Annotated in this window: 22 protein-coding genes; 7 read left to right on the top strand and 15 right to left on the bottom strand. The window is 63.4% G+C overall.

Translation table 11 applies throughout. The annotated features are described in order from the left end of the window. Nucleotides 1-40: 40 nt before the first annotated feature. Nucleotides 41-565: a TlpA family protein disulfide reductase gene (locus AC1RMF_RS13130; protein WP_493141959.1), complete on the bottom strand. Its 525-nt coding sequence runs from the start codon at nt 563-565 to the stop codon at nt 41-43. Between the two features lie 2 nt (nt 566-567). Then, nucleotides 568-1,446 carry a pirin family protein gene (locus AC1RMF_RS13125; protein ID WP_493141957.1) on the bottom strand — a complete coding sequence of 293 codons (879 nt, stop codon included), beginning with the start codon at nt 1,444-1,446 and terminating at the stop codon, nt 568-570. Between the two features lie 116 nt (nt 1,447-1,562). Here AC1RMF_RS13125 and AC1RMF_RS13120 point away from each other — a divergent pair, with 116 nt between their 5' ends. Continuing rightward, nucleotides 1,563-3,377, top strand: a complete 1,815-nt coding sequence (locus AC1RMF_RS13120; RefSeq protein WP_493141955.1) for a sensor domain-containing diguanylate cyclase — start codon at nt 1,563-1,565, stop codon at nt 3,375-3,377. Nucleotides 3,378-3,569: 192 nt separating this feature from the next. After that, on the top strand, nt 3,570-5,213 hold the full coding sequence (locus tag AC1RMF_RS13115; protein WP_493141954.1) for a cache domain-containing sensor histidine kinase: 1,644 nt from the start codon (nt 3,570-3,572) through the stop codon (nt 5,211-5,213). On the opposite strand, the gene AC1RMF_RS13110 is transcribed toward AC1RMF_RS13115, so the two are convergent. The 7 genes from AC1RMF_RS13110 to AC1RMF_RS13080 are packed head-to-tail and all read right to left on the bottom strand — an operon-like array spanning nt 5,210 to nt 10,922. Next, nucleotides 5,210-5,947 (bottom strand): lysophospholipid acyltransferase family protein, encoded by a 738-nt coding sequence (locus tag AC1RMF_RS13110; protein ID WP_342620783.1) that lies wholly within the window; start codon nt 5,945-5,947, stop codon nt 5,210-5,212. The genes AC1RMF_RS13115 and AC1RMF_RS13110 overlap by 4 nt on opposite strands. A 10-nt stretch (nt 5,948-5,957) precedes the next feature. Further along, nucleotides 5,958-7,250 (bottom strand): dihydroorotase, encoded by a 1,293-nt coding sequence (locus AC1RMF_RS13105; RefSeq protein WP_493141952.1) that lies wholly within the window; start codon nt 7,248-7,250, stop codon nt 5,958-5,960. A 10-nt stretch (nt 7,251-7,260) separates the two neighbouring features. Then, nucleotides 7,261-8,346: a histidinol-phosphate transaminase gene (hisC, locus tag AC1RMF_RS13100; protein ID WP_493141950.1), complete on the bottom strand. Its 1,086-nt coding sequence runs from the start codon at nt 8,344-8,346 to the stop codon at nt 7,261-7,263. Next, entirely contained in the window at nt 8,343-9,305 is a 963-nt protein-coding gene (locus AC1RMF_RS13095) for an aspartate carbamoyltransferase catalytic subunit (protein WP_493141948.1), read from the bottom strand. The genes hisC and AC1RMF_RS13095 overlap by 4 nt, the downstream gene beginning before the upstream one ends. Before the next feature lie 2 nt (nt 9,306-9,307). Next, nucleotides 9,308-9,904: a bifunctional pyr operon transcriptional regulator/uracil phosphoribosyltransferase PyrR gene (gene pyrR / locus AC1RMF_RS13090; protein ID WP_493141947.1), complete on the bottom strand. Its 597-nt coding sequence runs from the start codon at nt 9,902-9,904 to the stop codon at nt 9,308-9,310. Further along, nucleotides 9,904-10,326: a Holliday junction resolvase RuvX gene (gene ruvX, locus AC1RMF_RS13085; RefSeq protein ID WP_342620778.1), complete on the bottom strand. Its 423-nt coding sequence runs from the start codon at nt 10,324-10,326 to the stop codon at nt 9,904-9,906. Before ruvX ends, pyrR begins: the two co-directional genes overlap by 1 nt. Next, a complete protein-coding gene (locus AC1RMF_RS13080) occupies nt 10,323-10,922 on the bottom strand; it encodes a YqgE/AlgH family protein (protein WP_342620777.1) in 600 nt (199 codons plus the stop codon). The genes ruvX and AC1RMF_RS13080 overlap by 4 nt, the downstream gene beginning before the upstream one ends. Nucleotides 10,923-10,943: 21 nt before the next feature. Here AC1RMF_RS13080 and AC1RMF_RS13075 point away from each other — a divergent pair, with 21 nt between their 5' ends. Then, complete coding sequence (locus tag AC1RMF_RS13075) at nt 10,944-12,413, top strand: cryptochrome/photolyase family protein (protein WP_493141945.1); 1,470 nt, start codon at nt 10,944-10,946, stop codon at nt 12,411-12,413. A 10-nt stretch (nt 12,414-12,423) separates the two neighbouring features. On the opposite strand, the gene AC1RMF_RS13070 is transcribed toward AC1RMF_RS13075, so the two are convergent. From AC1RMF_RS13070 to AC1RMF_RS13045, 6 genes are all read right to left on the bottom strand, one after another. Next, the gene (locus AC1RMF_RS13070; protein ID WP_493141943.1) at nt 12,424-18,213 is read right to left on the bottom strand and encodes a hybrid sensor histidine kinase/response regulator; all 5,790 of its coding nucleotides are present in this window, start codon (nt 18,211-18,213) and stop codon (nt 12,424-12,426) included. A 27-nt stretch (nt 18,214-18,240) separates the two neighbouring features. Then, nucleotides 18,241-20,448 (bottom strand): methyl-accepting chemotaxis protein, encoded by a 2,208-nt coding sequence (locus tag AC1RMF_RS13065; protein ID WP_493141941.1) that lies wholly within the window; start codon nt 20,446-20,448, stop codon nt 18,241-18,243. Nucleotides 20,449-20,459: 11 nt separating this feature from the next. Further along, complete coding sequence (locus tag AC1RMF_RS13060; RefSeq protein ID WP_342620773.1) at nt 20,460-20,993, bottom strand: chemotaxis protein CheW; 534 nt, start codon at nt 20,991-20,993, stop codon at nt 20,460-20,462. Between the two features lie 8 nt (nt 20,994-21,001). Continuing rightward, nucleotides 21,002-21,367, bottom strand: a complete 366-nt coding sequence (locus AC1RMF_RS13055) for a response regulator (protein ID WP_342620772.1) — start codon at nt 21,365-21,367, stop codon at nt 21,002-21,004. Continuing rightward, nucleotides 21,367-21,765 (bottom strand): response regulator, encoded by a 399-nt coding sequence (locus tag AC1RMF_RS13050; RefSeq protein WP_342620771.1) that lies wholly within the window; start codon nt 21,763-21,765, stop codon nt 21,367-21,369. Before AC1RMF_RS13050 ends, AC1RMF_RS13055 begins: the two co-directional genes overlap by 1 nt. Before the next feature lie 66 nt (nt 21,766-21,831). Further along, nucleotides 21,832-21,984 (bottom strand): rubredoxin, encoded by a 153-nt coding sequence (locus tag AC1RMF_RS13045; RefSeq protein ID WP_493141980.1) that lies wholly within the window; start codon nt 21,982-21,984, stop codon nt 21,832-21,834. 142 nt (nt 21,985-22,126) lie between these two features. Between AC1RMF_RS13045 and thiD the strand changes: the two genes are divergently transcribed. The 4 genes from thiD to AC1RMF_RS13025 are packed head-to-tail and all read left to right on the top strand — an operon-like array spanning nt 22,127 to nt 25,201. Beyond that, nucleotides 22,127-23,038: a bifunctional hydroxymethylpyrimidine kinase/phosphomethylpyrimidine kinase gene (gene thiD / locus AC1RMF_RS13040; RefSeq protein WP_342620770.1), complete on the top strand. Its 912-nt coding sequence runs from the start codon at nt 22,127-22,129 to the stop codon at nt 23,036-23,038. Between the two features lie 13 nt (nt 23,039-23,051). After that, nucleotides 23,052-24,347 carry a glutamate-1-semialdehyde 2,1-aminomutase gene (gene hemL / locus AC1RMF_RS13035; RefSeq protein WP_493141939.1) on the top strand — a complete coding sequence of 432 codons (1,296 nt, stop codon included), beginning with the start codon at nt 23,052-23,054 and terminating at the stop codon, nt 24,345-24,347. Nucleotides 24,348-24,366: 19 nt separating this feature from the next. After that, nucleotides 24,367-24,969 carry a hypothetical protein gene (locus AC1RMF_RS13030; protein WP_493141937.1) on the top strand — a complete coding sequence of 201 codons (603 nt, stop codon included), beginning with the start codon at nt 24,367-24,369 and terminating at the stop codon, nt 24,967-24,969. A 13-nt stretch (nt 24,970-24,982) separates the two neighbouring features. Further along, nucleotides 24,983-25,201 (top strand): hypothetical protein, encoded by a 219-nt coding sequence (locus AC1RMF_RS13025; protein WP_342620767.1) that lies wholly within the window; start codon nt 24,983-24,985, stop codon nt 25,199-25,201. Nucleotides 25,202-25,278 lie beyond the last annotated feature (77 nt).

The following is a 25,278-nucleotide window of genomic DNA, read 5'->3' as shown; positions in this document are numbered from 1 at the left end:
TGGTTGGCGTATCAAGGGGGCCAACTGTACCCAACTCCGACTACAGCCTGGTTTCGATCTTCTGTCGCACCGCCGAGTCAGCCCAGTCCACCTCACCCTGGACCGACCATTGCGCGCGCCCGGCGCGGTCTATCAGCACGGACGTGGGAAAGGTGCGCACACCCCAAGCCAGGCTCACATCGCCATACGAGTCGCGCAGCACCATGAAGTCCAGCCCCAGCACATCGCGGTAGCGCTGCACCGCGTCGCGAGACTCCCGGAAGTTCACCGTGACCACCAGCAGATTGCGGTCGCGGTACTGCTTTTGCAACGCCTGCAGCGAGGGCATTTCAGCGCGGCAGGGCTCGCACCAGGTAGCCCAGAAGTTGAGCAGCACGGCCTGCCCCTTGACCTGCGTAAGGTCCCAGGTTGCACCGTCCAGCGTGGGCAGGGTCAGCGATGGCGTGCGACGGGATGCCGGCCAGGGCGACCAACGGGCCGCATCGGTGGATGCGGCATGCGCCACACCGGCCAGCGGCGACAGTGCCAAGGCGCGCAGCACCGTGCGGCGATGGGCGCGCACCATGCTCAGGCAGCGGGCCGCGGCGCGGGATAGGGAATGAACTCGGTCTCGCCGGGGATGGGGTCAAAGCGCTGGGCGATCCAGTCTTCCTTGGCCTGCGTCAACCGCTCCTTACGGCTGGAGACGAAGTTCCAGGCGATGAAGCGGTGACCCAGCGGCTCGCCACCCACCAGCACCACGCGCGCCGCGCCGCTGGCACGCAAGGCAGGCGTGCTGCCGGTTGGCAGCACCACCATCTGGTGCTGCGCCAGGGGCTCACCGTCCAGCGTGCAACTGCTGTCCAGCGCATACAGCGCGCGCTCGGAATAGTTGGCCGGAATCTGCAATGCGGCACCGGCTTCGAGCGCCATGTCCAGGTAGATGGTGGGCGACTTGGCCGGCACCGGCGAGGTGGCACCAAATGCAGACCCAGCCATGACCGTCACGCGCGCACCGGGCAGCTGCACCTTGGGAATGTCCTGCGCATCGAAATGCAGCAAAAAGGGCTCGCACTCTTCTTCTTCAGCTGGCAGGGCCATCCACAGTTGCAGGCCGTGCGACACGCGGGGTTTGTCGCGCAAGTCATCGGGCGTGCGCTCGGAATGGACGATGCCCTTGCCCGCCGTCATCCAGTTGAGTTCTCCAGGCTCCATGCGCTGCACGGCGCCGGTGGAGTCGCGGTGCATCATGGCGCCTTCAAACAGATAGGTGACGGTGGACAGGCCGATATGCGGATGGGGCCGTACATCGTGGTTGTCGCTGGGCTGCGCATGCACCGGGCCGAAATGGTCAAAGAAGATGAACGGCCCGACGGCCTGGCGCTGCGCCGAGGGCAGGAGTCGCCGCACGATGAAACCGCCTCCCAGATCGTGCTGGTGGGGTGTGAGCGTTTGATAGGTTTGCATGGGCGGCCTGTACGGTTGATGGCGTGATTATTGCCGGATGCCCCGTGATGACAAGCCGATTTGTAAGGTGTTTTTGCGGGCTCAGGAGTACCATTGCGCATGGGGGGAGAGAAACTGTGACTGCTTCTGACAGATCCGGCGCCAACGAAGTCCTGAACCGCGAAGAGGCCCAGTTCCGTACGCAAGTGCTGGAACTGCTGGTGGAAAACGCCCCCCTCACCCGCATTTTTGAAGTGTTGCTGCATGGCTTTGAAGCCCTGCGCCCTGGCGCCCTGTGCAGCCTGATACGGTTGGACGAAGAGGGCAAACGCGTTGCCCATGCCATGGGCCCCAGCCTGCCGGATTTCTACACCTCGGCCCTGGTCGGGCTGGAGATCGGCCCTGCGGCCGGCTCCTGCGGAACCGCCGCCTACACGGCCAGTCGCGTCGTAGTGGAAGACATCGCCACCCACCCCTACTGGGAACCGTATCGTCCGCTGGCACGCCAGGCGCGGCTGGCGGCCTGCTGGTCCCAACCCATCGTTTCATCTTCCGGCAAGGTGCTCGGCACCTTTGCCATCTACTACCACGAGCCGCGGGCGCCGGAGGAAGTGGACCTGGTACTCATCCAGCAGTACGCCGCACTGGCCTGCATTGCCATCGAGCGTGACACCGAAGGTCGCCAGTTGCGCGAAAGCGAGGCCCGTTACCGCACGCTGGTGGAGTTTTTGCCCATGGGCATCATCGTGCACCAACATACCCATGTGGTGTACGCCAACCCGGCAGCAGTCCAGATTTTGCGCGCCCCCAGTGCGCAAGCATTGATGGGCCTGCCCATCATGGAGATGACCCATCCGGACTTCCGGGAAATCACGCGACAACGGATCAAGGAACGCGAGAAAACCGGCTTGAATTCGCCTGCACTGGACATGAAGCTCTTTCGCGTGGACGGTTCCGTCGTCGACGTGCAGATGACCGGCACCCTCATTCAATACGGTGGGGCGCCTGCTGTGCTGGCCAGTCTGACAGACATCACTGAACGCAAACGCTCCAGAGACAAACTGCAACTGGCGGCCAATGTGTTCAGCCATGCGCGCGAGGGCATTGTCATCACCGACGCCGACACCCGTATCGTCGAAGTCAATCGCACCTTCACCACCATCACGGGCTATGAGCGCGAAGAGGTAATGGGAACCCAACCCTATGTCTTGCGGCCCGGCCCCCATTCGGATGGCTACCTGGAGACCATCTGGAAAGGGCTCAAGGGCGAAGGACACTGGAGCGGCGAAATCTGGAGCGTGCGCAAGAACGGTGATGCCTACGTGGAAATGCTCACCATCAGTGCAGTGACCGATGCGCAAGGCAAGGTACTGAACTACGTGATGCTGTTTACCGACATCACTGCCATGAAGACCTACCAGAAGCAGCTGGAGAACCTGGCGCACTTTGACACCCTCACCCATTTGCCCAACCGGCTGCTGCTGGCGGACCGCTTGCACCAGGCCATGAGCCAGAGCCAGCGGCGCAAGCAGGCGCTAGCCGTGGTCTTCCTGGACCTGGACGGATTCAAGCTGGTCAACGACACCCATGGTCACGATGTGGGCGACGAACTGCTGGTCGTGCTGTCCCAGCGCATGAAAGGCGCCCTGCGCGACGGCGACACCTTGGCACGCCTGGGCGGCGACGAATTCGTCGCGGTGCTGGTGGACCTCGACCACAGCGACGACTCTGAGCCTGTGCTGGATCGTCTGCTGCAGGCTGCCAGTGAACCCGTCACCGTGGACGGGACCCAGCTCCAGGTGTCGGCCAGCATGGGCATTGCAGTCTATCCACGCGATGGCACACACCCAGATCTGCTGCTGCGCCGTGCCGATCAGTCGATGTACCGTGCCAAGATGGCCGGACGCAATCGCTTTCACTTTTTTGACGAAAGTCAAGAAAAACCACACTAGATCCTGCCGCACCGCCCGTGTGCTTGGCGTGACCCGTGCGCCCATGGGCTTGACCTTCCGCGCTATTTGGCCAAACGGTAACTTCGGTTACCCCAATGCACTCTAGAATTCGCTCTTCAAAATCAATGTGGTCGCTGTACGGAAACGGCGCCATTGCAGTCTGCGGTCACAGTCATCCATTGGAAGCGGGTCATGCATTTCAAGAACTTCCAATCAGTGAAGTACACGCACAGTCTGGTCATCAAACTCATCGCGCTCGCAATCACCCTGGTTCTGACCGGCAGTGTGGTGCGCTATCTGGTGATCCAATCCACGCTGAAGAGCGGCATCACCGAGGTCGTCAATGCGCAGCAGCTCTCCATGGGCAAGTATGTTGCCGAGGACATTGACACCAAGATCAGGGCACGCCGGCAGTTTCTGGAACGCCTGAGCAAGGAGCTGCCCCGGCATGCGCTCTCCCACCCGGAAGAACTGCGAAACTGGCTGAAGTCCAATGATGCGATTGCCCCCCTGTTCAGCTTCGGGGTGGTGGTGGTCGCAGAAGATGGCAGGGGCGCCATCGCCGACTACCCGGTGCTGCCTGGCCGCTCCGAGCTGGACTTCAACGACAGGGACTGGTTCCGTCAGGCGCGCGACAAGGGCGAGTTCGCCATTGGCAGACCCAGCATAGGCCGCGCAGCCAAGGTGGCCGTCATCAACATGGCGGTTCCTATACGCAACGACCAGCAGCAGATCATCGGCGTGCTGATGGGGGTGACTGCATTGAATTCACCCGGCTTTCTGGATCTGGTCCAGAAGGGCATCGTCGGCAACAGTGGTGGCATGTTGCTGATTTCCCCGCGCGACAAAATGTTCGTCACCGCCAGCAACCCGGACATGCGGCTCAGCCCGACACCCGCCGTGGGGCGCAACCCGCTGCACGACAAAGCCATGCTGGGCTGGCGAGGCACCGGGGTGACTGTGAATGCCCAGGGCAAGGAGGAGTTGGTGGCCGTCACGGACGTACCCAGCGCCCAATGGTTTCTGGTCGTGCGCACCCCCAGCAGCGAGGCGTTCAGGACTGTAGACAAGCTTTTGTCCCAGGTCATGAAAGGCGGCCTGGTGGTGAGCCTTCTGGTCATCCTGTTTCTGGTCGTCATCCTTGCCTACATCTTCCGGCCGCTGGTCGACTCGGCAGCGCAGATGCGGGCCATGGCCAAGGGCGACACTCCTCTGGCTCCGCTGCCGCTGATACGCCATGACGAAGTGGGCGCCATGGTCAAGAGTTTCAACGAACTGGTGATCCGCCTGCTGCAATCGCAAAAGCAGATGAGCTATCTGGCGCACCACGACCCGCTCACCGGCTTGCCCAATCGCATGGCCTTTCAGGCCAGCATGGCGCAGAGCCTCGCCCTGGCCGAACGCCAGAAGGGCAGCCTGGCGGTGCTGTTCATGGATCTGGATGGTTTCAAGCTGATCAACGATACCCACGGCCATGACGTGGGCGATCTGCTGCTGCAGCAAGTGGCCGCGCGGCTGCGCGAATGCGTGCGCGCCTCCGACATCATCGGGCGCATTGGCGGCGACGAATTTGTCCTGCTGATGACCGACAACCCCAGCGCGCCGGAAGCGGGCCAGATCGCCAGGAAGCTGATTGCCAGGGTGAGCGAGCCTTACACGGTCGGAAGTCGTTTGCTGGTCATAGGCGCCAGCATCGGGATTGCGCTGTATCCAGAAGACGCGGACAGCGCAGACCAGCTTCTGGTGCTGGCAGACAGCGCCATGTACGTCGCCAAACGGGGCGGCGGGCAACGCCACCACACCTCGGGCGACTCGTCCAACTCTTCGACCTATTAGGACGTCTGGCGCAGGGCCACAACGGCTTGGCGCAGGTCTTCGGCCCAGGTGCGCCTATCGCGCCCCTGCGCGGTCTGGCTTTGTCCGTATTGCACGATGGCCTGCAGTCGGTCGGTACAGGCGGTGCGCCAAAGCGATTGCACCAAGGTGTCGTCGCCGATGTAGCACGGCACCAGGCTGGCCTGACCGGTGACGCCATCCGCAAAACCCAGCGCCACCGGTTGCACCGGCACATTCACGGAAATGGCCGCCTGCAGCAAATTGGCATGGAAGGGCAACACCTGGGTTCCGTCGCCGGTGGTGCCTTCAGGGAACACGGCCAGCACGTCGCCCGCACGCAGCTGATCGGCCATCTGGTGCACCACGCGCATGGCATCACGCCGAGACGCGCGCTCAATGAACAGGGTGCCGGCCCCGGCGGCCAGCATGCCGACCAGCGGCCAGTGCCGCACATCACTCTTGGAAATAAAACGGCAGTGCCGTACCGCCTGCATGGCCACGATGTCCAGCCAGGAGATGTGGTTGGCCACCAGCAATACCGGGCCATCGGCAGGCACGCCCCGCACCACCAACTCGATGGACAGCTTGTTGAGCAGGGCTTTCGCCCAGACCTGCGCACGCGCATCCCGCTCCTGCTGCGACAGCCGGGGAAAGACACGCCAGATGGTCCACAGGCCGTGCAGGATGTGCAGCAGCACCTGTAGCAATCGCCAGACGGCCTTTGCGCTGCGCACAGGCTGCGGCTCAGGCGCGGTAGGCGATGCGCCCGTCCACCAGCGTGGCGCGCACCCTGCCGGGCAGCTCATAGCCGCCAAACGGTGTGTGCTTGCCCTGGCTGCGCAGCGCATCGGCAGTCACGGTCCAGTGCGTCTGCGGATCGAACACGCAGATGTCGGCTGCAGCACCGCTGGCCAGCGTTCCCAGCACATGGCTCAAGGCCCCCAGTGAGGTGCCCATGACACTGGCAGGGCGGCGCGTAATGGTGGCCAGCGCGGCCGACAGGCCGATGCCGCTCTCCTGTGCCCATTTGAGGGTCAGGCTGAGCAGCAGCTCAACGCCGGTGGCGCCCGGCTCGCTCTCTGCAAAAGGCAGGGCCTTGTTGTCTTCGTCCACCGGCGTGTGGTCCGACACCAGCGCGTCTATCGTGCCGTCCGCCAGCGCTGCACGCAAGGCGTCGCGATCGGGCTGCTGGCGCAGTACCGGGGTGACCCGCATGCGGCTGTCAAAGTAGCCGATGTCCACGTCGGTCAAGTGCAGCGAATTGATGCTCACGTCGCAGGTCACGGGCAGCCCTTCGGACTTGGCCTGGCGTACCAGTTCCACGCCAGCCGCGCTGCTGATGCGGCACAGGTGCACCCGGGTGCGCGTAGCGCGCACCAGTTCGAAAATGGTGTGCAGCGCAATCGTTTCGGCTGCCACCGGCACGCCGCTCAACCCCATGCGTGTGGCCAGTGGCCCGCTGGCCACCACACCCTTGCCCAGGTACAGCTCCTGGGGGCGCAGCCACACCGCATAGCCAAAGGTGCCAGCGTATTGCAGCGCCCGCTGCAGGGCCTGGGTGTTGGCCACGGGCACGTCGGCTTGGCTGAAGCCCACGCAACCAGCCTCGGTCAGTTCCACCATTTCGGTGAGCACTTCGCCCTCCAGCTTGCGGGTCAGCGCGCCCAGGGGGAAGACGCGCGACTGGTGCAAGCGCTCCGAGCGGTAGCGCAGCATTTCCACCAGACCGGGGACGTCCAGCACCGGTTCGGTGTCCGGTGGACAGACCACGCTGGTCACGCCGCCGGCCACAGCGGCGGCCAACTCGGATACCAGCATGCCTTCGTGCTCGTGGCCAGGCTCGCGCAAACGCATGGACAGATCCACCAGACCGGGGGCCACCACACAGCCGCTTGCGTCGATGACGGTATCTGCCACAAAGCCCTGGGGAATGGCGCCGGTGGCGAGGATCTTGCCGTCTGCGACCGCAACGTCGGCGGTGGCGTCATAGCCGCTGGCCGGGTCGATCACACGTCCGCCTTGAATCAGGATATTCATACAAAGGCCTTTACTTGGGGTTGGACACGATCTGGCGCAGCGCGGCAATCAACGTCTCGCATTCCTGCTGGGTGCCGATCGATATGCGCAGGTAGTCGGCAATGCGCGCTTGCGTGAAGTGCCGCACCAGGATGCGCCGCTCGCGCAACTGCGCCAACAGCCATGCGGCCTGGTGCTGCGGATGGTGGGTGAAAACAAAATTGGCGCTGGAAGGCAGCGTGGCAAACCCCAGCGTTGCCAGCTCAGCCGTCAGCCAGTCGCGGCTTTGCACCACGGCAGAGGTGATCTGCTCGAAATAGGCCTGGTCTTCGATGGCGGCCTGTGCACCTACCAATGCCAGGCGGTCTAGCGGATAGGAGTTGAAGCTGTCCTTGACCCGCGCCAGCCCTTCGATCAGGGCCGGATGACCCAGCGCAAAGCCTACGCGAAGACCGGCCAGTGCACGTGACTTGGAGAGCGTCTGCACCACCAGCAGGTTGTCGAATTCGGGAATGAGTGCCGCAGCACTCTGGGCGCCAAAGTCCACATAGGCTTCGTCCACCACTACCACCGATGCGCGGTTGGCCTGTAGCAGGTTGCGCAAGGCATCCAGCGACAAGGCCACGCCCGTGGGCGCATTCGGGTTGGGCAGCACGATGCCACCGTTGGGCACTGCGTAGTCGGCCAGATTCACCGCAAAGTCTGCTGTCAGCGGCACCTGCTGGTAGGCAATGCCGTACAGGCCGCAATACACCGGATAGAAGCTGTAAGTCACATCCGGATAGAGGATGGGTTGCTCGTGCTTGAGCAAGCCCAGGAAGGCATGGCCCAACACTTCATCGGAGCCGTTGCCCAGAAACACATGCGCCGGGTTCAGGCCAAAGTGCTTGGCAATGGTGGCCTTGAGCGCGGTGCCGTTGGGGTCCGGATAGAGGCGCAACTTGTCGCTGGTGGCCTCGCGTATGGCCTGCAGCGCCAGCGGTGAAGGCGGATAGGGGCACTCGTTGGTGTTGAGCTTGACCCAACCATCGGTCTGCGGTTGCTCGCCCGGCACATAGGCTTTGAGCTTGTCGATGCCAATGCTCCAGTAAGGGGAGCTGGTGGTAGTGCTGCTCATGCTTCGTTGCCCGCCACAATGCTCATCACCGCCATGCGCACCGCAATGCCAAAGGTCACCTGCGGCAGGATCACGCTCTGCTTGCCGTCCACCACGGCGGAGTCGATTTCCACCCCGCGGTTGATGGGACCGGGGTGCATTACGATGGCATCGGGCTTGGCCAGTTGCAGCTTCTCGGGTGTGAGGCCAAAGCTCTTGAAAAACTCATGGCTGGAGGGCAGCAGTGCGCCGCTCATGCGCTCGTTCTGCAGGCGCAGCATGATCACCACGTCACAACCCCGGATGCCATCTTCCAGCGTGTGGAACACGCGAACGCCCATCTGTGCCATGTCGCTTGGCACCAGCGTCTTGGGGCCGACCACGCGCACTTCGGCGCAGCCCAGCGTGGTGAGCGCATGGATGTCGGAGCGCGCCACGCGCGAGTGCAGCACGTCGCCCACGATGGCCACCGTGAGGTTGGAAAAATCCTTCTTGAAATGCCGGATGGTGTACATGTCCAGCAAGCCCTGCGTGGGGTGGGCGTGGCGGCCGTCACCGGCGTTGATCACGTGCACATGCGGCGCCACATGCTGGGCAATCAGATAGGGCGCACCCGACTCGCTGTGGCGCACCACGAACATGTCGGCGGCCATGGCGCTCAGGTTGGCGATGGTGTCCAGCAGCGACTCGCCCTTGGAGGCGCTGGAGCGCGCGATGTCCAGGTTGATCACGTCGGCCGAGAGGCGCGTGGCGGCAATCTCGAAGGTGGTACGGGTGCGGGTGGAGTTCTCGAAGAACAGGTTGAACACGCTTTTGCCGCGCAGCAGCGGAACCTTCTTCACTTCGCGGTCGTTGACCGAGACGAAGTTGGTGGCGGTGTCCAGGATGTGGGTGAGGATGTCCTTGGGCAGGCCCTCCACTGAGAGCAGGTGAATCAGCTCGCCGTTCTTGTTGAGTTGGGGGTTGCGCTTGTAGAGCATGGTCAGGCCTTCTTCACTTCAAAACGGAACACGCCGTCTTCAGCGCGTGCCAGCGACAGCGACTGGTCATCTCCCAGCGTGACGCGGGCAGCGGCAAAGTCCGCCTGCACCGGCAACTCGCGTCCGCCGCGATCCACCAGCACGGCGAGCTGCACACTGGCCGGGCGACCATAGTCGAACAGCTCGTTGATCACGGCGCGCAAGGTGCGGCCGGTGTAGAGCACGTCATCCAGGATCAGGATATGCGCATCGTTCACATCGAACGGGAGCTGGGTCTGCGCGCTGTTGGACAGGCCACGCTTGGAAAAATCGTCGCGGTGCATGGCCGAGGAAATCACGCCCGGCTTGCCCGGCAGATTCAAGTCACGCTGCAGCCGCTCAGCCAGCCAGGCGCCACCGGATGTGATGCCCACCAGACGCGTGTCGGCATGGCGCACCATCTGCACGCCGCGCAGCAGTTCGCGGTACAAGGCCTCCGCATCGAGGAACAAGGCCCCCACGCTCGTCGCTGCGCGACCTTCGCTGCCCCCCGAGGGGGCGCTCGCGCCTTGGGACGGCCCGGCGGCGCTCAGGGCCCCCTTGTCGTTGTCGTGGCTCATCACAGACTCCTTAAAAACTGTTCAAGAATGATGCAGGCCGATGCCGCGTCGGCATCCTTGGCGCCGCTGGCAATGGCCTCGGTGGTGCTGTAACGCTCATCCACCTCGAAGACAGGCAGCTTGAAACGGCCGTGCAGTTGGCGCCCGAACTTTTTGGCGCGCGCGGTGTTTTCATGCGCGGCACCATCCGGGTGGTAGGGCACGCCGATGACGATGGCATCGGGCTGCCACTCCTGGAGCGCTTTGGCGATCTGCACGAAGCGCGCATCGCCCTGCGCGTGAATGGAGCCTTGCGGCTGTGCTGTGCCCAGCAAGCGGTTGCCCACGGCCACGCCGGTGCGCTTCTCGCCGAAGTCAAAGGCAATGAAGGTGGAGAGCGTGGCGGGTACGGACATGGGCGTGCTGACGGGAGCCACGCTCATGCATGCCCCACCTGGTTGGAAATCATCCAGGACTGCAGTCCCAGCAGCCCCAGGGCGCGCTCGTAGCGCTCCTCTACGGGCGTGTCGAAGATCACGCCGCGGTCGGCGTCCACGGTGAGCCAGCTGTTTTCGCTGAGTTCAGACTCCAGTTGTCCCTCGCCCCAGGCGGAGTAGCCCAGCGTGATGAGGACGCGCTTGGGGCCAGCGCCGCTGGACAGGGCTTCGAGCACGTCCTTGGAGGTGGTCATCTCCAGCCCGCCGGGAATGGTCATGGTGGAGGCGTACAGGGTTTCGTTCTTGGCGTCTTCGCCGATATAGATGGGCTCGTGCAGCACAAAGCCGCGCTCGGTCTGCACTGGGCCGCCCTGGTACACGGGCTCGGCCTGCAGGTCTTCCCGCTTGAGCGGCAGCTCCACCTTGTCGAACAGGGCCGGCAGCTTCATGTCGGCCGGCTTGTTGATCACCAGGCCCAAAGCACCGCGCGAGCTGTGCTCGCACACATACACCACGCTCTTGCCAAAAAGGTCGTCCTCCAGCCCGGGCATAGCGATGAGGAAATGGTTGGTGAGGTTGATGGGTGCAGAATCGCCGGACATGGCTTCATTTTAACGGCTCGCATGCATACCCCTTTTCACACCGGTCTGGTCTGGCTGCGGCGCGACCTGCGTCTGCAGGACAACCCGGCGCTGGCCTTGGCGCTCAAGCAATGTGCCCAGGTGCACTGCGTGTTTGTGTTCGACACCGCGATTCTGGATGCGCTGCCGCGCCAGGATCGGCGGATGGAGTTCATCCACGCGTCCCTGCTGGAGCTGGACCAGACCCTGCGCACCGCCGCAGGCCAACCCGGAGCGGGCCTGATCGTGCTGCACGGCCTGGCGGAAAAGGAAATACCGGCATTGGCCGCTGCACTCAAGGCCCAGGCCGTGTTTGCCGCCAAGGACTACGAGCCGCAGGCCCTGGCCCGCGATGCGGCAGTCAAGCACACGCTGCTGGCGCAGGGCATTCAATTGGCACAGGTCAAGGACCATGTGATTTTTGAAGAGCGCGAAGTACTGACCCAGACCGGCAAGCCCTATGGCGTGTTCACGCCCTACCTGCGCGCCTGGCTGGCCAGGCTGGGCGATGCGCCCTTGCCTGAAAGCAAATTCCCCGCGCACTGCCCGCAGCTGGCGCCCCGCCCTGCGGCCCATGACCATGTGCTGCCTGCGCTGCAAGCCATTGGCTTTGAACCCACCAACCTCCTGTCGCTGGCTATTCCCACCGGCATGTCGGGTGCCGCGTCCCTACTGGACGACTTTGTGGCGCGCATGGACCGCTACGACGAGACACGCAACCTCCCGGCGGTGAAGGGCCCCAGCTACCTGGGCGTGCATCTGCGCTTTGGCACGGTGTCGTTGCGCCATCTGGTCAACCTGGCCCGGCGCCGCATCGCCAAAGGCAGCGCGGGCGCGCAGACCTGGCTGTCGGAACTGGTGTGGCGCGACTTCTACTTCCAGATCCTGGCCAATTTCCCGCATGTGGCCGCCGGCGCCTTCAAGCCCGAATACGATGCCATCGAGTGGGAAGAAGGCGCACTGGCCGAGGAGCGCTTTGCCGCCTGGTGCGAAGGCCGCACCGGCTATCCCATCGTGGATGCGGCCATGGCCCAGATCAACCAGACCGGCTACATGCACAACCGCCTGCGCATGGTGGCGGGCAGCTTTCTGGTGAAACATCTGGGGATCGACTGGCGCTGGGGCGAGCGTTACTTTGCAGAAAAGCTCAACGACTTTGATCTGAGTGCCAACAACGGCGGCTGGCAGTGGGTGGCTTCCAGCGGCTGCGATGCGCAACCCTACTTCCGCATCTTCAACCCGGTCAACCAGAGTGAAAAATTTGATGCCCAGGGCAAGTTCATCAAACGCTACCTGCCGGCGCTCAAGAACCTGGGCGACAAGGCCATCCACGCACCGTGGCAAGCCAAACCACTGGAGCTGCAGAGCGCCGGTGTGGTGCTGGGCCGCGACTATCCACAACCGGTGGTGGACCACGCCGCTGCGCGCGCCCGCACATTGCTGCGCTATGGCGTGGTGAAAAAAGCCGCCTAGCAGCCAGTCCCTAGACTTCTACCAGGTCCGTGCAGTACGAGCGGATCAGCGCCAGCAGCTCGTCTTCCGCATACGGTTTGCCCAGGTAGTGGTCCACGCCCAGCTCCACGGCATGGTCGCGGTGCTTTTGCGCAATGCGCGATGTGATCATGATCACCGGCAGGTCCCGCAGCGACTCATCCGCACGGATGTTGCGCACCAGCTCGAAACCGTCCATGCGCGGCATCTCGATATCGGACAGCACCACGGCGGGTTTCTCTTCACGCAGCACTTCCAGCGCGTGCAGGCCGTCGTTGGCCAGTGCCACGCGGAAGCCCTCGCGCTTGAGCAAGCGCTGGGTCACACGGCGCACGGTGATGGAGTCGTCCACCACCAGTATCAAGGGCGCGAGTGCTTCACCTGCATGGATGGCAACCGGTGTTGGCGCGCCATCCACCGGCGCAGCCCGTGCGGCAGCAGACAGGGCATTGGCCTGCGCGCCGTAGACCGTGGCCAGAGCCACCGGGTTGTAGATCAGCACCACCGCGCCCGATGCCAGCATGGACATGCCGGCCAGGCCGGGCAGTTGGGCCAATTGCGGCCCCAGGTTCTTGACCACCACTTCGCGGTTGCCCAGCACCTCGTCCACATGCAGGGCCAGACGCTGACCGGCACTGCGGAAGATGGCCACCGGCAGGTTGCGCGCTTGCGGGTCGGTGCTGCGCCCGGAACCCTGCAGCAATGCTCCACCCCAGAAGAACGGTATGGGCTGGCCATTCCAGCTGTAGCTGCCTTGCTGGTAGGCGGCATCCACCTCGGACTGCGGCACGCGCAGCACTGTCTCCATCAGATTGGCTGGTACGCCAATGGTGAAGTCTCCCAGGCGCAGCAGCACCACTTGCGTCACCGCCGTGGTGAGCGGCAATATCAGCCGGAACGTAGTGCCCTTGCCGGTCTCGGTCTGCGTCTCCACACGACCGCCCAATGCGTTGAGTTCAGTCAACACCACGTCCATGCCAATGCCGCGCCCGGACAGCTCAGTGACCTGGGCTGCGGTGGAGAAGCCGGGCGCAAACAGCAGCTTGGCCGCTTCCTGGTCGCTGAGCTGCGCGTCCGCTGCAATCAAGCCATTCTCGACGGCCTTGGCGCGAATCTTGTCCAGATGCAGGCCACCACCGTCATCGGCGAATTCCACCGTGACATCGTTGCCCTCCTGATGCACCCGGATATGGATGTTGCCCATGGACTCCTTGCCCGCCAGATGGCGCGCCTCGGCACTCTCGATGCCATGCGCCACCGCATTGCGCAGGATGTGCTCAAAGGCTGGCGTCATGCGGTCCAGAATGCCGCGGTCCATTTCGATGTTGCCACCGGCAATGTCGAGCTTGACCTGCTTGCCGGTTTCCTTGGCGGCCTGGCGCACCACGCCATACAACCGTTCGGAGATGCCCTCGAATTCGACCATGCGCGTGCGCAGCACGTCACGCTGCAGTTCGCGTGCCTGGCGCCCCTGGGCCATCAGGTCGTCTTCGGCGCCTTCCACGGCACGCTGCATATTGCGCTGCACGGTGGCCACGTCGTTGACCGACTCGGCCATCATGCGCGTGAGTTCCTGCACGCGGGTGAAGCGATCGAACTCCAGCGGGTCAAAGCCCTTGCTGTCGTCCGTGGTCAGGGCCAGGCGCGACTGCATCTGCGATTCGGCCTGCACTTCCACATCGCGCAGCTGCTGGCGCAAACGGTCCAGGTTGCTGGTGAGTTCGGTCAGTGCGCTGCGCATCTGCACGATGCGGCTGTCCAGCCGCGAGCGGCTGATCATGACTTCACCCGCCTGATTCACCAGCCGGTCCAGCAACTGGGCGCGCACCCGCACCGACTGCACCGGCAGGCTGCGCGGTGTGGCACGCGTGACCTGCTCCACCGGCACTGCGGGCCCGCTGACAGAAGGTGCCACCACCTGTGGCTCCGGCGCCAAGGGATCAAGCAATGCACCGATCGCTGGCGGCGGCGCCTTGCTGACGTCTTCGCGGGGGGCCAGATCCAGCGCATCGAGCGTGTTCTGCAAGCGGTCCAGGCGACCCAGCAAGGACTCCAGCAGACTGGTCTGCAAATCGTCGGTGCCCAGCGCCTCCACATCCGATTCCATGCGGTGCGCCATTTCACCCAGACGCAGTGCGCCAGCCAGACGCGCGCTGCCCTTGAGGGTATGCAGCACGCGCAGCGCTTCGGCGCGCGCACTCAGGTTTTCAGGGCGTGCCACCCATTGGCGCAGCGCCGTACCCAAGGCCGGCAGCAGCTCGGCGGCTTCTTCCTGGAAGATGGGAAACAGATCGGCGTCCAGATGGTCCTGTGCATCGATGCTTGGCTCCAGCGATGCTTCCTGCACCACTGGTTCAGCCACTTCCGGTGCAGGCGCTTCGGCTTCGACCGCAATCTGCGGCTCCAGCGGAGACGCCCGCGTTTCAATCATTTCCTGCGAATCGAAATCGTCCGAATCGGCGAATTCCTCCGCAATCAACGTCGCATCGAATTCGGTGGCCAGGATGTCCTGCAGCTCTTTCAGAACGGCCGCGTCCGCGGTCTTGAGGAAGCCGGCGGCAAACTGGTGCAGCAAGCGGCGAATGTCCTCGGCGGCTTCGTTGAATACCCTGGCGTACTCCTCATTGCCCTGGTCGTGCAGGCGCACATGCTCCAGCGCGTGTTCCAGCGTTCTGGCCACTTCCGCCAACGCGGTGAACCCCACCGTGGCCGAACTGCCGCCCAGTGAATGGGCCAGCATCACGGCCGTCTGCGGCAGGGGTTTGTGCAGCTCCAGCGACCATTCATTGAGCTCGGTGATCAGTCGACGTGACCATTCGTCGGCTTCATTCAGATACACGTTGTAGAGCGGAATGCTCAGGCGCAAATCGCCAATCACCTTGGTCTGCTCGTCTTCGGCATGCGCCATGGTGGGCTCGGCGTGGACCACCGGTTCATCGATCACCGGTTCCGGGACCAACTGCTCGGCCACCACGGCCTCTTGTACTGCGGGCTCCGGTGGCACGGGCTCGGGCTCGACTTGTTCGAACTGCTCGGGGAAGTCCAGATCAAAGGTCGCGGGTTCGGGCTCGGGCGCTGGCGCTTGCACGTGCGCAACAGGTTCTGGTGCGCTGGGCTGGCTGACGTTAAAGTCGAAATTGCCCAGATCAAAATCATCCGGACTCACCGAGTCAACGGCATCCTGTGGCAGCGGCGTGGATGCCGGAGTTTCGAACATCTGCGTGCTGGCGAAGTCCAGCTCCGGCGGCAGCTGTCTTTCTTCATGACCGGGATGCAGCGGATCATCAAACACCGCCGTTGCCGCAAATTCGGGCCGGGCAATGCCCAGTTCGACATCCGGCAAGAGGGAGTCGATCTCTTCACCCGAGCGGGTGTGCATGAATTCGGACTCGGCGGTTTCTGACTGTTCTTCCAGTGGCGCCAACGGATCTTGCGCGAAGGCCAGCTCCGGCGCCAAGGGCTCCTGAGACACCGGCTCGGGTTCGGGCTCCACCCAACCGGGGACCTTCAGCGGTACCAGCGCACCGTCCAGACGCAGCGCGTCTGCGGCGGCACGGAACGCCGCGGCACTCCATGGTGCGTCGGCCTTGTTCGCGATGTCATCAATCCAGCGGCCGAACGCAGCCACAGCCTGGGTCGACAGAGTCAACAGGTCCTGGCTGGCTGGCTTCTGCTCGGCCAGCCAGGCATTGAGCAATTGCTCGAACGCCCATGCGGCCTCACCGAACTCATTCAGGCGCACCATGCGCGAACTGCCCTTGAGCGTGTGGAAGGCGCGTCGCACCGTGGTCTGGTCGGCCAGATTGGCGGGGTCGGACATGAGTTGCTGCAAGGCTGCCTCGCCATTGGCGACCACCTCGCGCGCCTCCTCCAGAAAGATCTCGCGCAACTCTTCGTCGTCGTCCTCTTCCTGCGCCACGGGCTGCACAGGCACTGCGGGCGCTGCTTCGACCAGCGTTGCCGACTCCGATGCGGGCGGCGTCTCTGCCACGGCAACAGGCGCCGCTTCAGGCACCACCGTGCGTTCCCGCCCCATCAATGGTCTGAGTTCACCCGCCTCTTCGTCGTAGACAAAGAGTTTTTTGGCCATGGCCCGCTGGTAGCTCAACATGTCGATGAGCAGACCCATCGCGCCTAGGCTGTTGCCCAGTTTCTCGAACAGACCGGTACGTGCTGCGGCGATGTCCACATCGCCAATGAGCAAGCGGTCCACGCTGGCACGCATGCGCAACGCAGCCAGGGCCGGCTGATCCAGCCCCAGGACGGAGAACACGCCGCGCATCTGTGCCAGGCGGCTGGGCACGTCGCGCAGAGGCGCCAGGTCCAGCGGGTTGCGGAAGAATTGGTCCAGCCCGGTTTCGACTTCGCCCAGCGAAGTGCGCAATTCATCGACCACGCTGCCCATGGTCTGGCGGTCGCTCACGCGGCGGTAGAGCTCCTCCATCCAGGCTTCCAGCGGCTCGGGCTCTGCGCCCTCGCGCACGGCTTGCAGGCGCTGGGCCAGGCGGTTGCTGCGCTCCACCATCTGGTCGTCGGTCGGGTCCAGGTCTTCGTAGGCAGCCTCCAGGTACAGCACCGAGGTCGCCACTTCCATGGCGACTTCCGGAGAAGGTGCCGTGCCCGATCGGGCTGTGGCTTCCATGACGCTGGTGAGTGTCTGGGCCAGCGCGCGGTTTTGTGGATGCAGCTTGAGGATGGAATCCGCCACCGCACCAAACTGTTCTGCCGCTGCGGCAAGACGGCTGGTGTCACCACCGGCCAACGCGGACCAGGTTTCTGCGGCTGTGGCAATGCGCTTGCGCGCCAGTGCCAATTGCGCCGGGTCGAAACGCCCGAACTGGGCCAACTCGTAATCAACCGCCACACTGTCTGACAGGCCATAGGCCGCGCGTATCGCAACCAGTGCGCCCGACTCCAGCGACTCCGCCGGTTGAGCCTGGGCACAGAAGAACACCAGATCCTGCGCCAGGCGTTCGGAGGGAGTGGACTCCCCCTTGGCCAGCGTGGCGTATTGCTGCAGGATGCGTGACGCTGTGCGCTTGGTGTAAATGTCAGCGGGCAGCAGGGTGTGGCCCATGGCCTCGAAATAGGCCGCCGCAATCATCCAGAAACTGTGAGACTCCAGCGCCTTCTGGCCCGCGGCCAGCGCGGTGCAGAGCTGCGCCATCTTAAGCGCGGCGGGCGCATCCGCCGTCTTCACGATCTTAAGCACCGCCTGGTCCATCAGCGCACGCACTTCGGGCGCGTAATGCAAAGGCCGTTGCGTGGGGTCTTGCGGTATGGGCAGCCAGCGCCATTCGTTGGCCCAGAGGTCGGCCGGGTGGATGCGCTCGGCACCGGCCAGTTCCATCACGGCGCGGTACTGCGGGAACAACGCGACGCTGGAAGCCGTCTTTCCCTTGAGCACACCCTCCAGGAATTCGGTCAGGGCAAAGCTGGCACGCTCGATCCGCAGGGCCGCGTCGTCACTGCACTGCTCCGGGTGCTGCACAAACTTCTGCACCGCAGACTCCATGGCATGCAGCAGCTTGGCGGGTGCGGCCATGCCCACCATCTCCAGTGCACCCACAGCCTGGTGCAACTGCTGGCGCGCCACGCGCAGGTGGCTGGCATCGAGCTCGCCCAGGCCCGAACCACGCGCCAGTTCGGCATCGCGCACAAAACGGTGCATGGCCTTGGTAGCGCCGTCCAGTGACTTGCGCAGCTCATCCAGGACCCACGCCAGCGGGCCCAGATCGTTCAACACCGGATCCCCGGAAGCTGCAGTAGAAGTCGATGACATGGGATGGGTCTCCGTGACTTGCAAGCGTCAGACAATCTTGAAGCGCGACACCGACTGGCGCAACTCTTCTGCCATGCGCGAGAGCTCGCGCACCTGACCCGCCGTAACCCGCGTACCGTCGCCTGTCTGCTCGGTCACGGCAAAAATATGCTGGATGTTTTCGGCCACTTCATTGGCCAGACCCGCTTCACGCGAAGCGGAGTTGGAGATCTGCTCGATCAGGTCGGCCACACGGCGCGACACGCGGTCGATTTCGGTCAGCGCGGTACCGGCGTTGTCCGACAGCTTGGCGCCCTCCACCACGCCTTGGGTGGAGCGCTCCATGGCGCCTATGGCATCCTGGGTGTCGGTCTGAATGGCCTTGACCAGTGCGGAGATCTGGCGCGTCGCATCGGCGGAGCGCTCGGCCAGCCGCTGCACTTCTTCTGCCACCACCGCAAAGCCGCGTCCGGCATCCCCCGCCGATGCGGCCTGGATGGCAGCATTGAGTGCCAGCACATTGGTCTGCTCGGTAATGTCGGAGATCAGTTCGGTGATCTCGCCAATCTCCTGGGACGACTCGCCCAAACGCTTGATGCGCTTGGACGTATCCTGGATCTGGTCGCGGATGGAGTTCATGCCGCCTATAGCGTTCTGCACTGCGGTCAGACCCGACTCGGCTGCCAGCAGCGACTGGCGCGCCACGCGCGCCGACTCCTGCGCCTGGGCCGACACATCGTTGATGCGTCCGGCCATTTCCAGCACGCTCTGGCCGGTGGCGTGGATTTCGTGGAGCTGTTCCTTGGACGCTGCCAGCAACTCGGTGGACGTGGCATCCACTTCCGCAGTGGTCTGCGCCACCTGCGCCGCCGTGTTCTGCACATTGGCAACCAGGGAGCGCAACTCTTCCACGGTGTAGTTGACGGAGTCGGCAATGGCGCCGGTGATGTCTTCGGTGACGGTGGCTTCCTGGGTCAGATCGCCTTCGGCCACGGTCTGCAGCTCATTCATCAGGCGCAGGATGGCAGCCTGGTTGGCGTCATTGACGCGCTTGGCTTCCTGCTCGTGCTGCTCGGCCTGGCGGCGTTGGGCTTCTGCTTCCATCTGGCGTTTGCGGCTGTCATGCCGTTGCACCACGGATAGCCCAGCCGCCGCCAGCGCGGCCACCACCGCAGCCAGCACCAGCAACACGATGACGCCCGCGCCCACGCTCGCATGTGATGCCAAACGATCCTGCACCTGCTCCAGGGCACGTCGCATCGGCTCGCTGTCGGTCACCAGACTGCGTTGGGCCTCCCGTGCGGCACCCAGCACCGGCAGGTTGCCAAGCACTGCAGCGCCCTGCGCACTGAGTTCTTCAAACTGTTTGAGTACCGACTCCGCAGCGTCGTGCGTGGTGCCGTCCTTGGCCGTGTTCAGAAGGGTCTGCGCCAGTTCCTTGAACGTGGCCATGTCTTTCTGCAACTGGCCGGACGCACCGGGCGTCACGGTTTCCGTCACCAGCAACTCGTTGGAGAGCTTGTCGATGCGCTGGGACAGCATGCCCAGCTGTCCTGCTGCGGCAATCTCCGATGCCGGAGCGCCCAACTGCACCTTGAGGCTGGCCAGACCTTGCGCCGACTCCAGCAGTTTGGCTGCCTGGGTGTGGATCAGGGGTAGCGCCAGCGCGACCTGGGTCAGGGGCTTTTGTGCTTGCAGGACTGCCTGGGCCGATTTTTCAGCCCGGTCCACCAGGGGCAAAACGGCATCGAGCTCGGGTGCACTGCCGGCATCGTGCAAGGCGCGCGCCGTGCGCACGAAAGCTTCAGCACTCTCGCTGACATCGGCCACAGCCTGGGCATTGCCCGCCAGCGCCTGGGTGGCTGCCTTGGCCAGCCGCTGCGATTGCATCAGAGCCTGCCCGGTACTGCCCAACTGCAGAGCCGTCTTGTCCGCCTGTTGCAGCACAAAGGTAGTCACACCGACCAGCAGCAACAGGGACGCACCCAGCGCAAGCCCCAGAAGGCGCAGCTGCTGTGCAATGGGCCGCGCACCCAGCAGGGGCAAAGCCACCAGATCGGGATTCGGCGCAACCGGCTTGCCCGGTGTGGGCGCGGGGGCAGCCGCCCGAGGCGCCTCGGGCGGGAATTCCTGTATGGTTTCAGGAGAGTCGCCGTCGGGCCCATCGTCCGGCATAGCCAGGCTCAGACGGGATTCCCTTTCGGCTTCCGGTGCCTTCTTGGCAAAGAGGTTCTTGATTTGGTCAGTGACGGACATGGTGGGCACCTCTAGATCCCGATGTGCAGAAAGGGCGGAAATTGGGCTAACGCCTGCAGGTTCAATTCCTGCCAACGCTGTCCCTCGGCATCGAGAAAACAGTTACCAAAAAACGGGGGCTCTCCCGCCACTGGCGCAGAAATGGAGGCATAGGCGTCGTTGCCACGCAAGCCCGCCAGACTGTCCACACGCAACGCGCAATTCACTTCCAGCGTGGCATTCAGCGTGACAACACTGGCGTCCTGTCGGGACGGGGCGGGAACCACCGCCGGCCCCTGATTGGCCGCGACAAAGGCTGCCAGATCCACCAGACCATAGAGATTGCCGCGCACATTGAGTACGCCCTCAAACCAGGCTCGCGTATAAGGGACACGCTGCACCGGTGGCAGCGGCACGATTTCGCCAGCCTGCCCCAAAGGCAGAAGGTAGTTGTGGCCGCCGGCACGCACCGCCAGCCAGGCCACCGACATGCCCTCGGTCTGTGCTGCCTGCAAGCGTTTGGCCAGTCGTGCCTGAAGTTCCCGGAGTGCTTCGCGCGTGGCCATCGACGGGGTCAGCCCAATGCCTTGATTTTTGCGAACAGTTCGACGGAGTCCACCGGCTTGGTGATGTAGTCGCGCGCACCCTGTCGCATACCCCAAACGCGGTCGGTCTCCAGGCCTTTGCTGGTACACATGATGATGGGAATGCCGGTGAACTCAGGGGAACGACTGATGGAGCGCGTGAGCTGAAAGCCGTTCTGTCCCGGCATCACCACGTCCATGAGAATCAGGTCCGGCCTGTCCTCTGCCAGCCGCGCAAACGCCTCGGTGGCATTCTCGGCCGAGCGCACCACATAACCGTTGCGCTGCAACAGGTCGGTCATGAACATGGTCTCGGTCTTGGAGTCGTCGACGATCAATACTTTCTGGATGGCCATCAGGCAACTCCCTGCACGGCAGCACCAAACTGCTGCACGGCCTGCAGCAACTGCTCTTTGGAAAAGGGTTTGGTCAGGTAGTCCTGGGCGCCGGCCATACGACCGCGCGCCTTGTCGAAGACGCCATCCTTGGAAGACAGCATGACCACCGGAACGCCGGAAAACTTGGCATTGCGCTTGATGATGGCGCAGGTCTGGTAGCCATCCAGGCGCGGCATCAGGATGTCGCAAAAAATCAGATCGGGCTGGTAATCATTAACCTTGGAGAGGGCATCAAATCCGTCTTCTGCCAACAGGACCTCATGACCGCCCTGCTTGAGAAAAATTTCCGCACTGCGCCGTATGGTGTTGCTATCGTCCACCACCAGCACTTTCAATGCCGTATCTTGGGTACTCACAAGGCCTCACTCCTCTCCTGATCACACTGTGCCACCCGACTGTTTTGCGGGTCAGGGCACACCGCGCTAAATCTGAACCAGTTCGAAATCTTCCTTGCGGGCACCGCACTCGGGGCAGACCCAGTTCATGGGCACGTCAGTCCATCGTGTTCCGGGGGGGATTCCATGTTCCGGGGCACCCAAGGCCTCGTCATAAATCCAACCGCAAATCAGACACATCCAAGTTTTAGTTTCGGTCACAGCTTATAGGGCCTTCGAATAGAATGCAACGATTGTATAGAGGCAACAGACGCACAAAACGCCACTGTCCGCGCTAACCCTGCCATTCTGCCTGATGGCAATCTCAAGGACAGGTACACACATGACCGCATCCCCCATTCCCGAACCCGAAGCTGGTGAACGCGATGACGGACCTTCCGCATGCGTAATGGTCTTCAATGCCAGCGACCCCAGTGGTGCAGCCGGACTCACTGCCGACCTGATGGCCATTGCATCGGTCGGGGCACATGCCTTGCCCATCATGACTGGCGCCTATGTACGCGACACCTCCGAGGTGTTTGACCACTTTGCACTGGATGACGAGGCCGTGACCGAGCAAGCTCGCGTGATTCTGGAAGACATTCCGGTGCAGGCGATCAAGGTGGGCTTCGTCGGCAGCCCCGAAAACCTCAGCGCGATTGCCGAACTGGCTTCCGACTATGCCGAGGTTCCTCTGCTGACCTACATGCCCGACCTGTCGTGGTGGCGTGAAGACCAGATTGACATGTATCAGGACGCCTGCAGCGAACTTCTGCTGCCGCAGACCACCGTGTTGGTGGGAAACCACAGCACCCTCTCGCGCTGGCTGCTGCCCGACTGGAGCGCCGATCGCGGCCCCAGTGCACGTGACATTGCCCGCGCCGCCAACGAGTTTGGTGTGGCCTATACGCTGGTCACCGGCATTCCGTTGCCGGACCAGTTCATCGAAAACGCCTTGTGCTCGCCCACCACCACCTTGTGCTCACACAAGTTTGAGCGCTTTGAGGCGGTCTTCACCGGCGCGGGCGAGACCCTCTCAGCTGCCGTGACGGCCCTGATCGCCAGTGAAACCGAATTGACCGAAGCCGTGGCCGAGGCTTTGAGTTACCTGGACCGCTGCCTGGACAGCGGCTTTAGGCCCGGCATGGGCAACGTCATTCCCGACCGTCTGTTCTGGGCCCAGCCCGATGAAGACGAAGAAGAGGACGCCCAGGAATCCAGCTTTGAAATTTCGCCCAACGACACCCGCCACTGAAGACCCAACCGATATGACAGACCGCAACCAATCCCTGTTCGACCGCGCCCGCAAGGTCATCCCCGGCGGCGTGAACTCGCCCGTACGTGCATTCAAGGCCGTTGGCGGCACACCGCGCTTTGTGAAGCGTGCGCAAGGCGCCTACTTCTGGGATGCCAACGACAAGAAGTACATCGACTACATCGGCTCCTGGGGCCCGATGATCCTGGGCCATGGCCACCCTGCCGTGCTGGAAGCCGTGCAAAAGGCCGCCGTCGAAGGTTTCTCCTTCGGCGCACCGACCGAGCGTGAAGTGGAACTGGCAGAAGCCATCCTGGCGCGTGTGCCCAGCATGGAGATGGTGCGCCTGGTCAGCTCCGGTACCGAGGCGGGCATGAGCGCCATCCGCGTCGCCCGTGGTGCCACGGGCCGCAGCAAGCTCATCAAGTTCGAAGGCTGCTACCACGGCCATGCCGATGCCCTGCTGGTCAAGGCCGGTTCGGGCCTGGCCACTTTTGGCAACCCCACCAGCGCTGGCGTTCCGCCCGAAGTGGTGCAGCACACGCTGGTGCTGGAGTACAACAACCTGCAGCAACTGGAAGAAGCCTTTGCCCTGCACGGCAAGGAACTGGCCTGCCTGATCATCGAGCCGATTGCCGGCAACATGAACTTTGTGCGCGCTTCCGTGCCCTTCATGAAGCGCTGCCGTGAGCTGTGCACGCAATATGGCGCGCTACTGATTCTGGATGAGGTGATGACCGGCTTGCGCGTGGCCTTTGGCAGCGCACAAAGCGTGTATGCCCGCGACATCCCCGGCTTTGAACCCGATATGACGGTACTGGGCAAAGTGATTGGCGGCGGCATGCCCTTGGCGGCCTTTGGTGGCAAGCGCGCCCTGATGGAGCAACTCGCCCCCCTGGGTCCGGTGTACCAGGCAGGTACGCTGTCGGGCAATCCGGTAGCCACGGCCTGCGGTCTGGCCACCCTGGCCGAGATCGGCAAACCCGGCTTCTACGAAGACCTGAGCCGCAAGACACAGTCGCTTATCAGCGGCCTGACCGCTGCGGCCACCAAAGCGGGCGTTCCGTTCTGCGGCGACAGCGAAGGCGGCATGTTCGGCTTCTTCCTGTTCCCCGAATTGCCCCAGAACTACGCCAAGGTGATGACCACCGACAACGCACGGTTCAACACGCTGTTCCACGGTCTGCTGGACCGTGGGGTGTACATCGCCCCCGCCCTGTACGAAGCTGGCTTCATGAGCGCGGCCCACACCGATGCCGACATCGCGGAAACCGTGCAGGCGGCCAGCGAGATATTTGCCAGCTTCTGAAGCATAAGGAGCATCACATATGGCTTGTGCAATCGCCCGGTTTGCAGCGCTTTGCGGCGCAATCGTTTTCCTGGCCGCAAGCCTTATCCCATCCGCTGCGGCGCAAGAGCCCGAATGGGGTGTTGGAGCCTACATTGGCAAGTACTACGACACGGAGCCAGCTGGTGCGTTGACCGGCCGCGCAGGTTTTGAAGACCACTACCTGCTGGCACTCACGGGTAGCAAGACCCTTTGGCAAGCAGACACACTGCCCCTGACGCTGGAACTGGATGGCATGGTGGGCTGGCAGGAAGGCAAGGCATCACTGAGTGAAATTGCCCTAGCCCCGGCCTTGCGCTGGAGTGGACTGTCCTTGGGCGACTCCCTGCGCATTGACTTGCGCGCCGCTCCACTTGGCATCAGCTATACCAGCAGCGTCAGCCCCCTGGAGCGTGGCCGCAACGGACAAGGCAGCCAGACCTTGAACTGGCTGTTCCTGGAGGCTACGTTCTATCGACCCTCCGACAAAAATAACGAGCTCTTTGTGCGCCTGCACCACCGTTGCGCCATCTACGACGTGCTCAATGACTACGGCGCCAATGGCGAGGACTTCCTGAGCCTGGGCTTCAGGCGACGGTTTTGAGCGTTCGCCGCGCATGGACCTGACCCTGCCCACGCCGGCCTATCTGTTGGGCGGACTGCTGTTCGGGATTTACGGTTATGTCGCCTTCCGCCGTGGCAGAAAAGTCCAGAGCAACCCGCTCAAGTGGACTGGCGTGACCCTGATGCTCTACCCCTACGCCGTCACCCAAACCTGGATGCTGTGGGCGATTGGTGCGGCTCTGTGTGCCGTGGTCTACGCCAAGTGGGAGTGACCGCCTAAAGGGGCTGGTGGTCACTGGACCTTTTGACCGCTACAAAAGGGGTACTGGGCAGGCGATGCGCTTGCGAT

This window comes from Rhodoferax sp. GW822-FHT04A08, from assembly GCF_058801025.1.
This window is presented reverse-complemented; position numbering and strand designations above follow the sequence as displayed.

Bases quoted from the DNA above. Each gene is read 5' to 3' on its own strand.
- thiD (WP_342620770.1), top strand. From the start codon at position 22,127: ATGACCGCATCCCCCATTCCCGAACCCGAAGCTGGTGAACGCGATGAC.
- AC1RMF_RS13025 (WP_342620767.1), top strand. From the start codon at position 24,983: ATGGACCTGACCCTGCCCACGCCGGCCTATCTGTTGGGCGGACTGCTG.
- hemL (WP_493141939.1), top strand. From the start codon at position 23,052: ATGACAGACCGCAACCAATCCCTGTTCGACCGCGCCCGCAAGGTCATC.
- AC1RMF_RS13080 (WP_342620777.1), bottom strand. From the start codon at position 10,922: ATGTCCGGCGATTCTGCACCCATCAACCTCACCAACCATTTCCTCATC.
- AC1RMF_RS13130 (WP_493141959.1), bottom strand. From the start codon at position 565: ATGGTGCGCGCCCATCGCCGCACGGTGCTGCGCGCCTTGGCACTGTCG.
- hisC (WP_493141950.1), bottom strand. From the start codon at position 8,346: ATGAGCAGCACTACCACCAGCTCCCCTTACTGGAGCATTGGCATCGAC.
- AC1RMF_RS13125 (WP_493141957.1), bottom strand. From the start codon at position 1,446: ATGCAAACCTATCAAACGCTCACACCCCACCAGCACGATCTGGGAGGC.
- ruvX (WP_342620778.1), bottom strand. From the start codon at position 10,326: ATGAGCGTGGCTCCCGTCAGCACGCCCATGTCCGTACCCGCCACGCTC.
- AC1RMF_RS13065 (WP_493141941.1), bottom strand. From the start codon at position 20,448: ATGTCCGTCACTGACCAAATCAAGAACCTCTTTGCCAAGAAGGCACCG.
- AC1RMF_RS13105 (WP_493141952.1), bottom strand. From the start codon at position 7,250: ATGAATATCCTGATTCAAGGCGGACGTGTGATCGACCCGGCCAGCGGC.
- pyrR (WP_493141947.1), bottom strand. From the start codon at position 9,904: ATGAGCCACGACAACGACAAGGGGGCCCTGAGCGCCGCCGGGCCGTCC.
- AC1RMF_RS13045 (WP_493141980.1), bottom strand. From the start codon at position 21,984: ATGTGTCTGATTTGCGGTTGGATTTATGACGAGGCCTTGGGTGCCCCG.
- AC1RMF_RS13070 (WP_493141943.1), bottom strand. From the start codon at position 18,213: ATGTCATCGACTTCTACTGCAGCTTCCGGGGATCCGGTGTTGAACGAT.
- AC1RMF_RS13115 (WP_493141954.1), top strand. From the start codon at position 3,570: ATGCATTTCAAGAACTTCCAATCAGTGAAGTACACGCACAGTCTGGTC.
- AC1RMF_RS13060 (WP_342620773.1), bottom strand. From the start codon at position 20,993: ATGGCCACGCGCGAAGCACTCCGGGAACTTCAGGCACGACTGGCCAAA.
- AC1RMF_RS13030 (WP_493141937.1), top strand. From the start codon at position 24,367: ATGGCTTGTGCAATCGCCCGGTTTGCAGCGCTTTGCGGCGCAATCGTT.
- AC1RMF_RS13095 (WP_493141948.1), bottom strand. From the start codon at position 9,305: ATGCTCTACAAGCGCAACCCCCAACTCAACAAGAACGGCGAGCTGATT.
- AC1RMF_RS13055 (WP_342620772.1), bottom strand. From the start codon at position 21,367: ATGGCCATCCAGAAAGTATTGATCGTCGACGACTCCAAGACCGAGACC.
- AC1RMF_RS13075 (WP_493141945.1), top strand. From the start codon at position 10,944: ATGCATACCCCTTTTCACACCGGTCTGGTCTGGCTGCGGCGCGACCTG.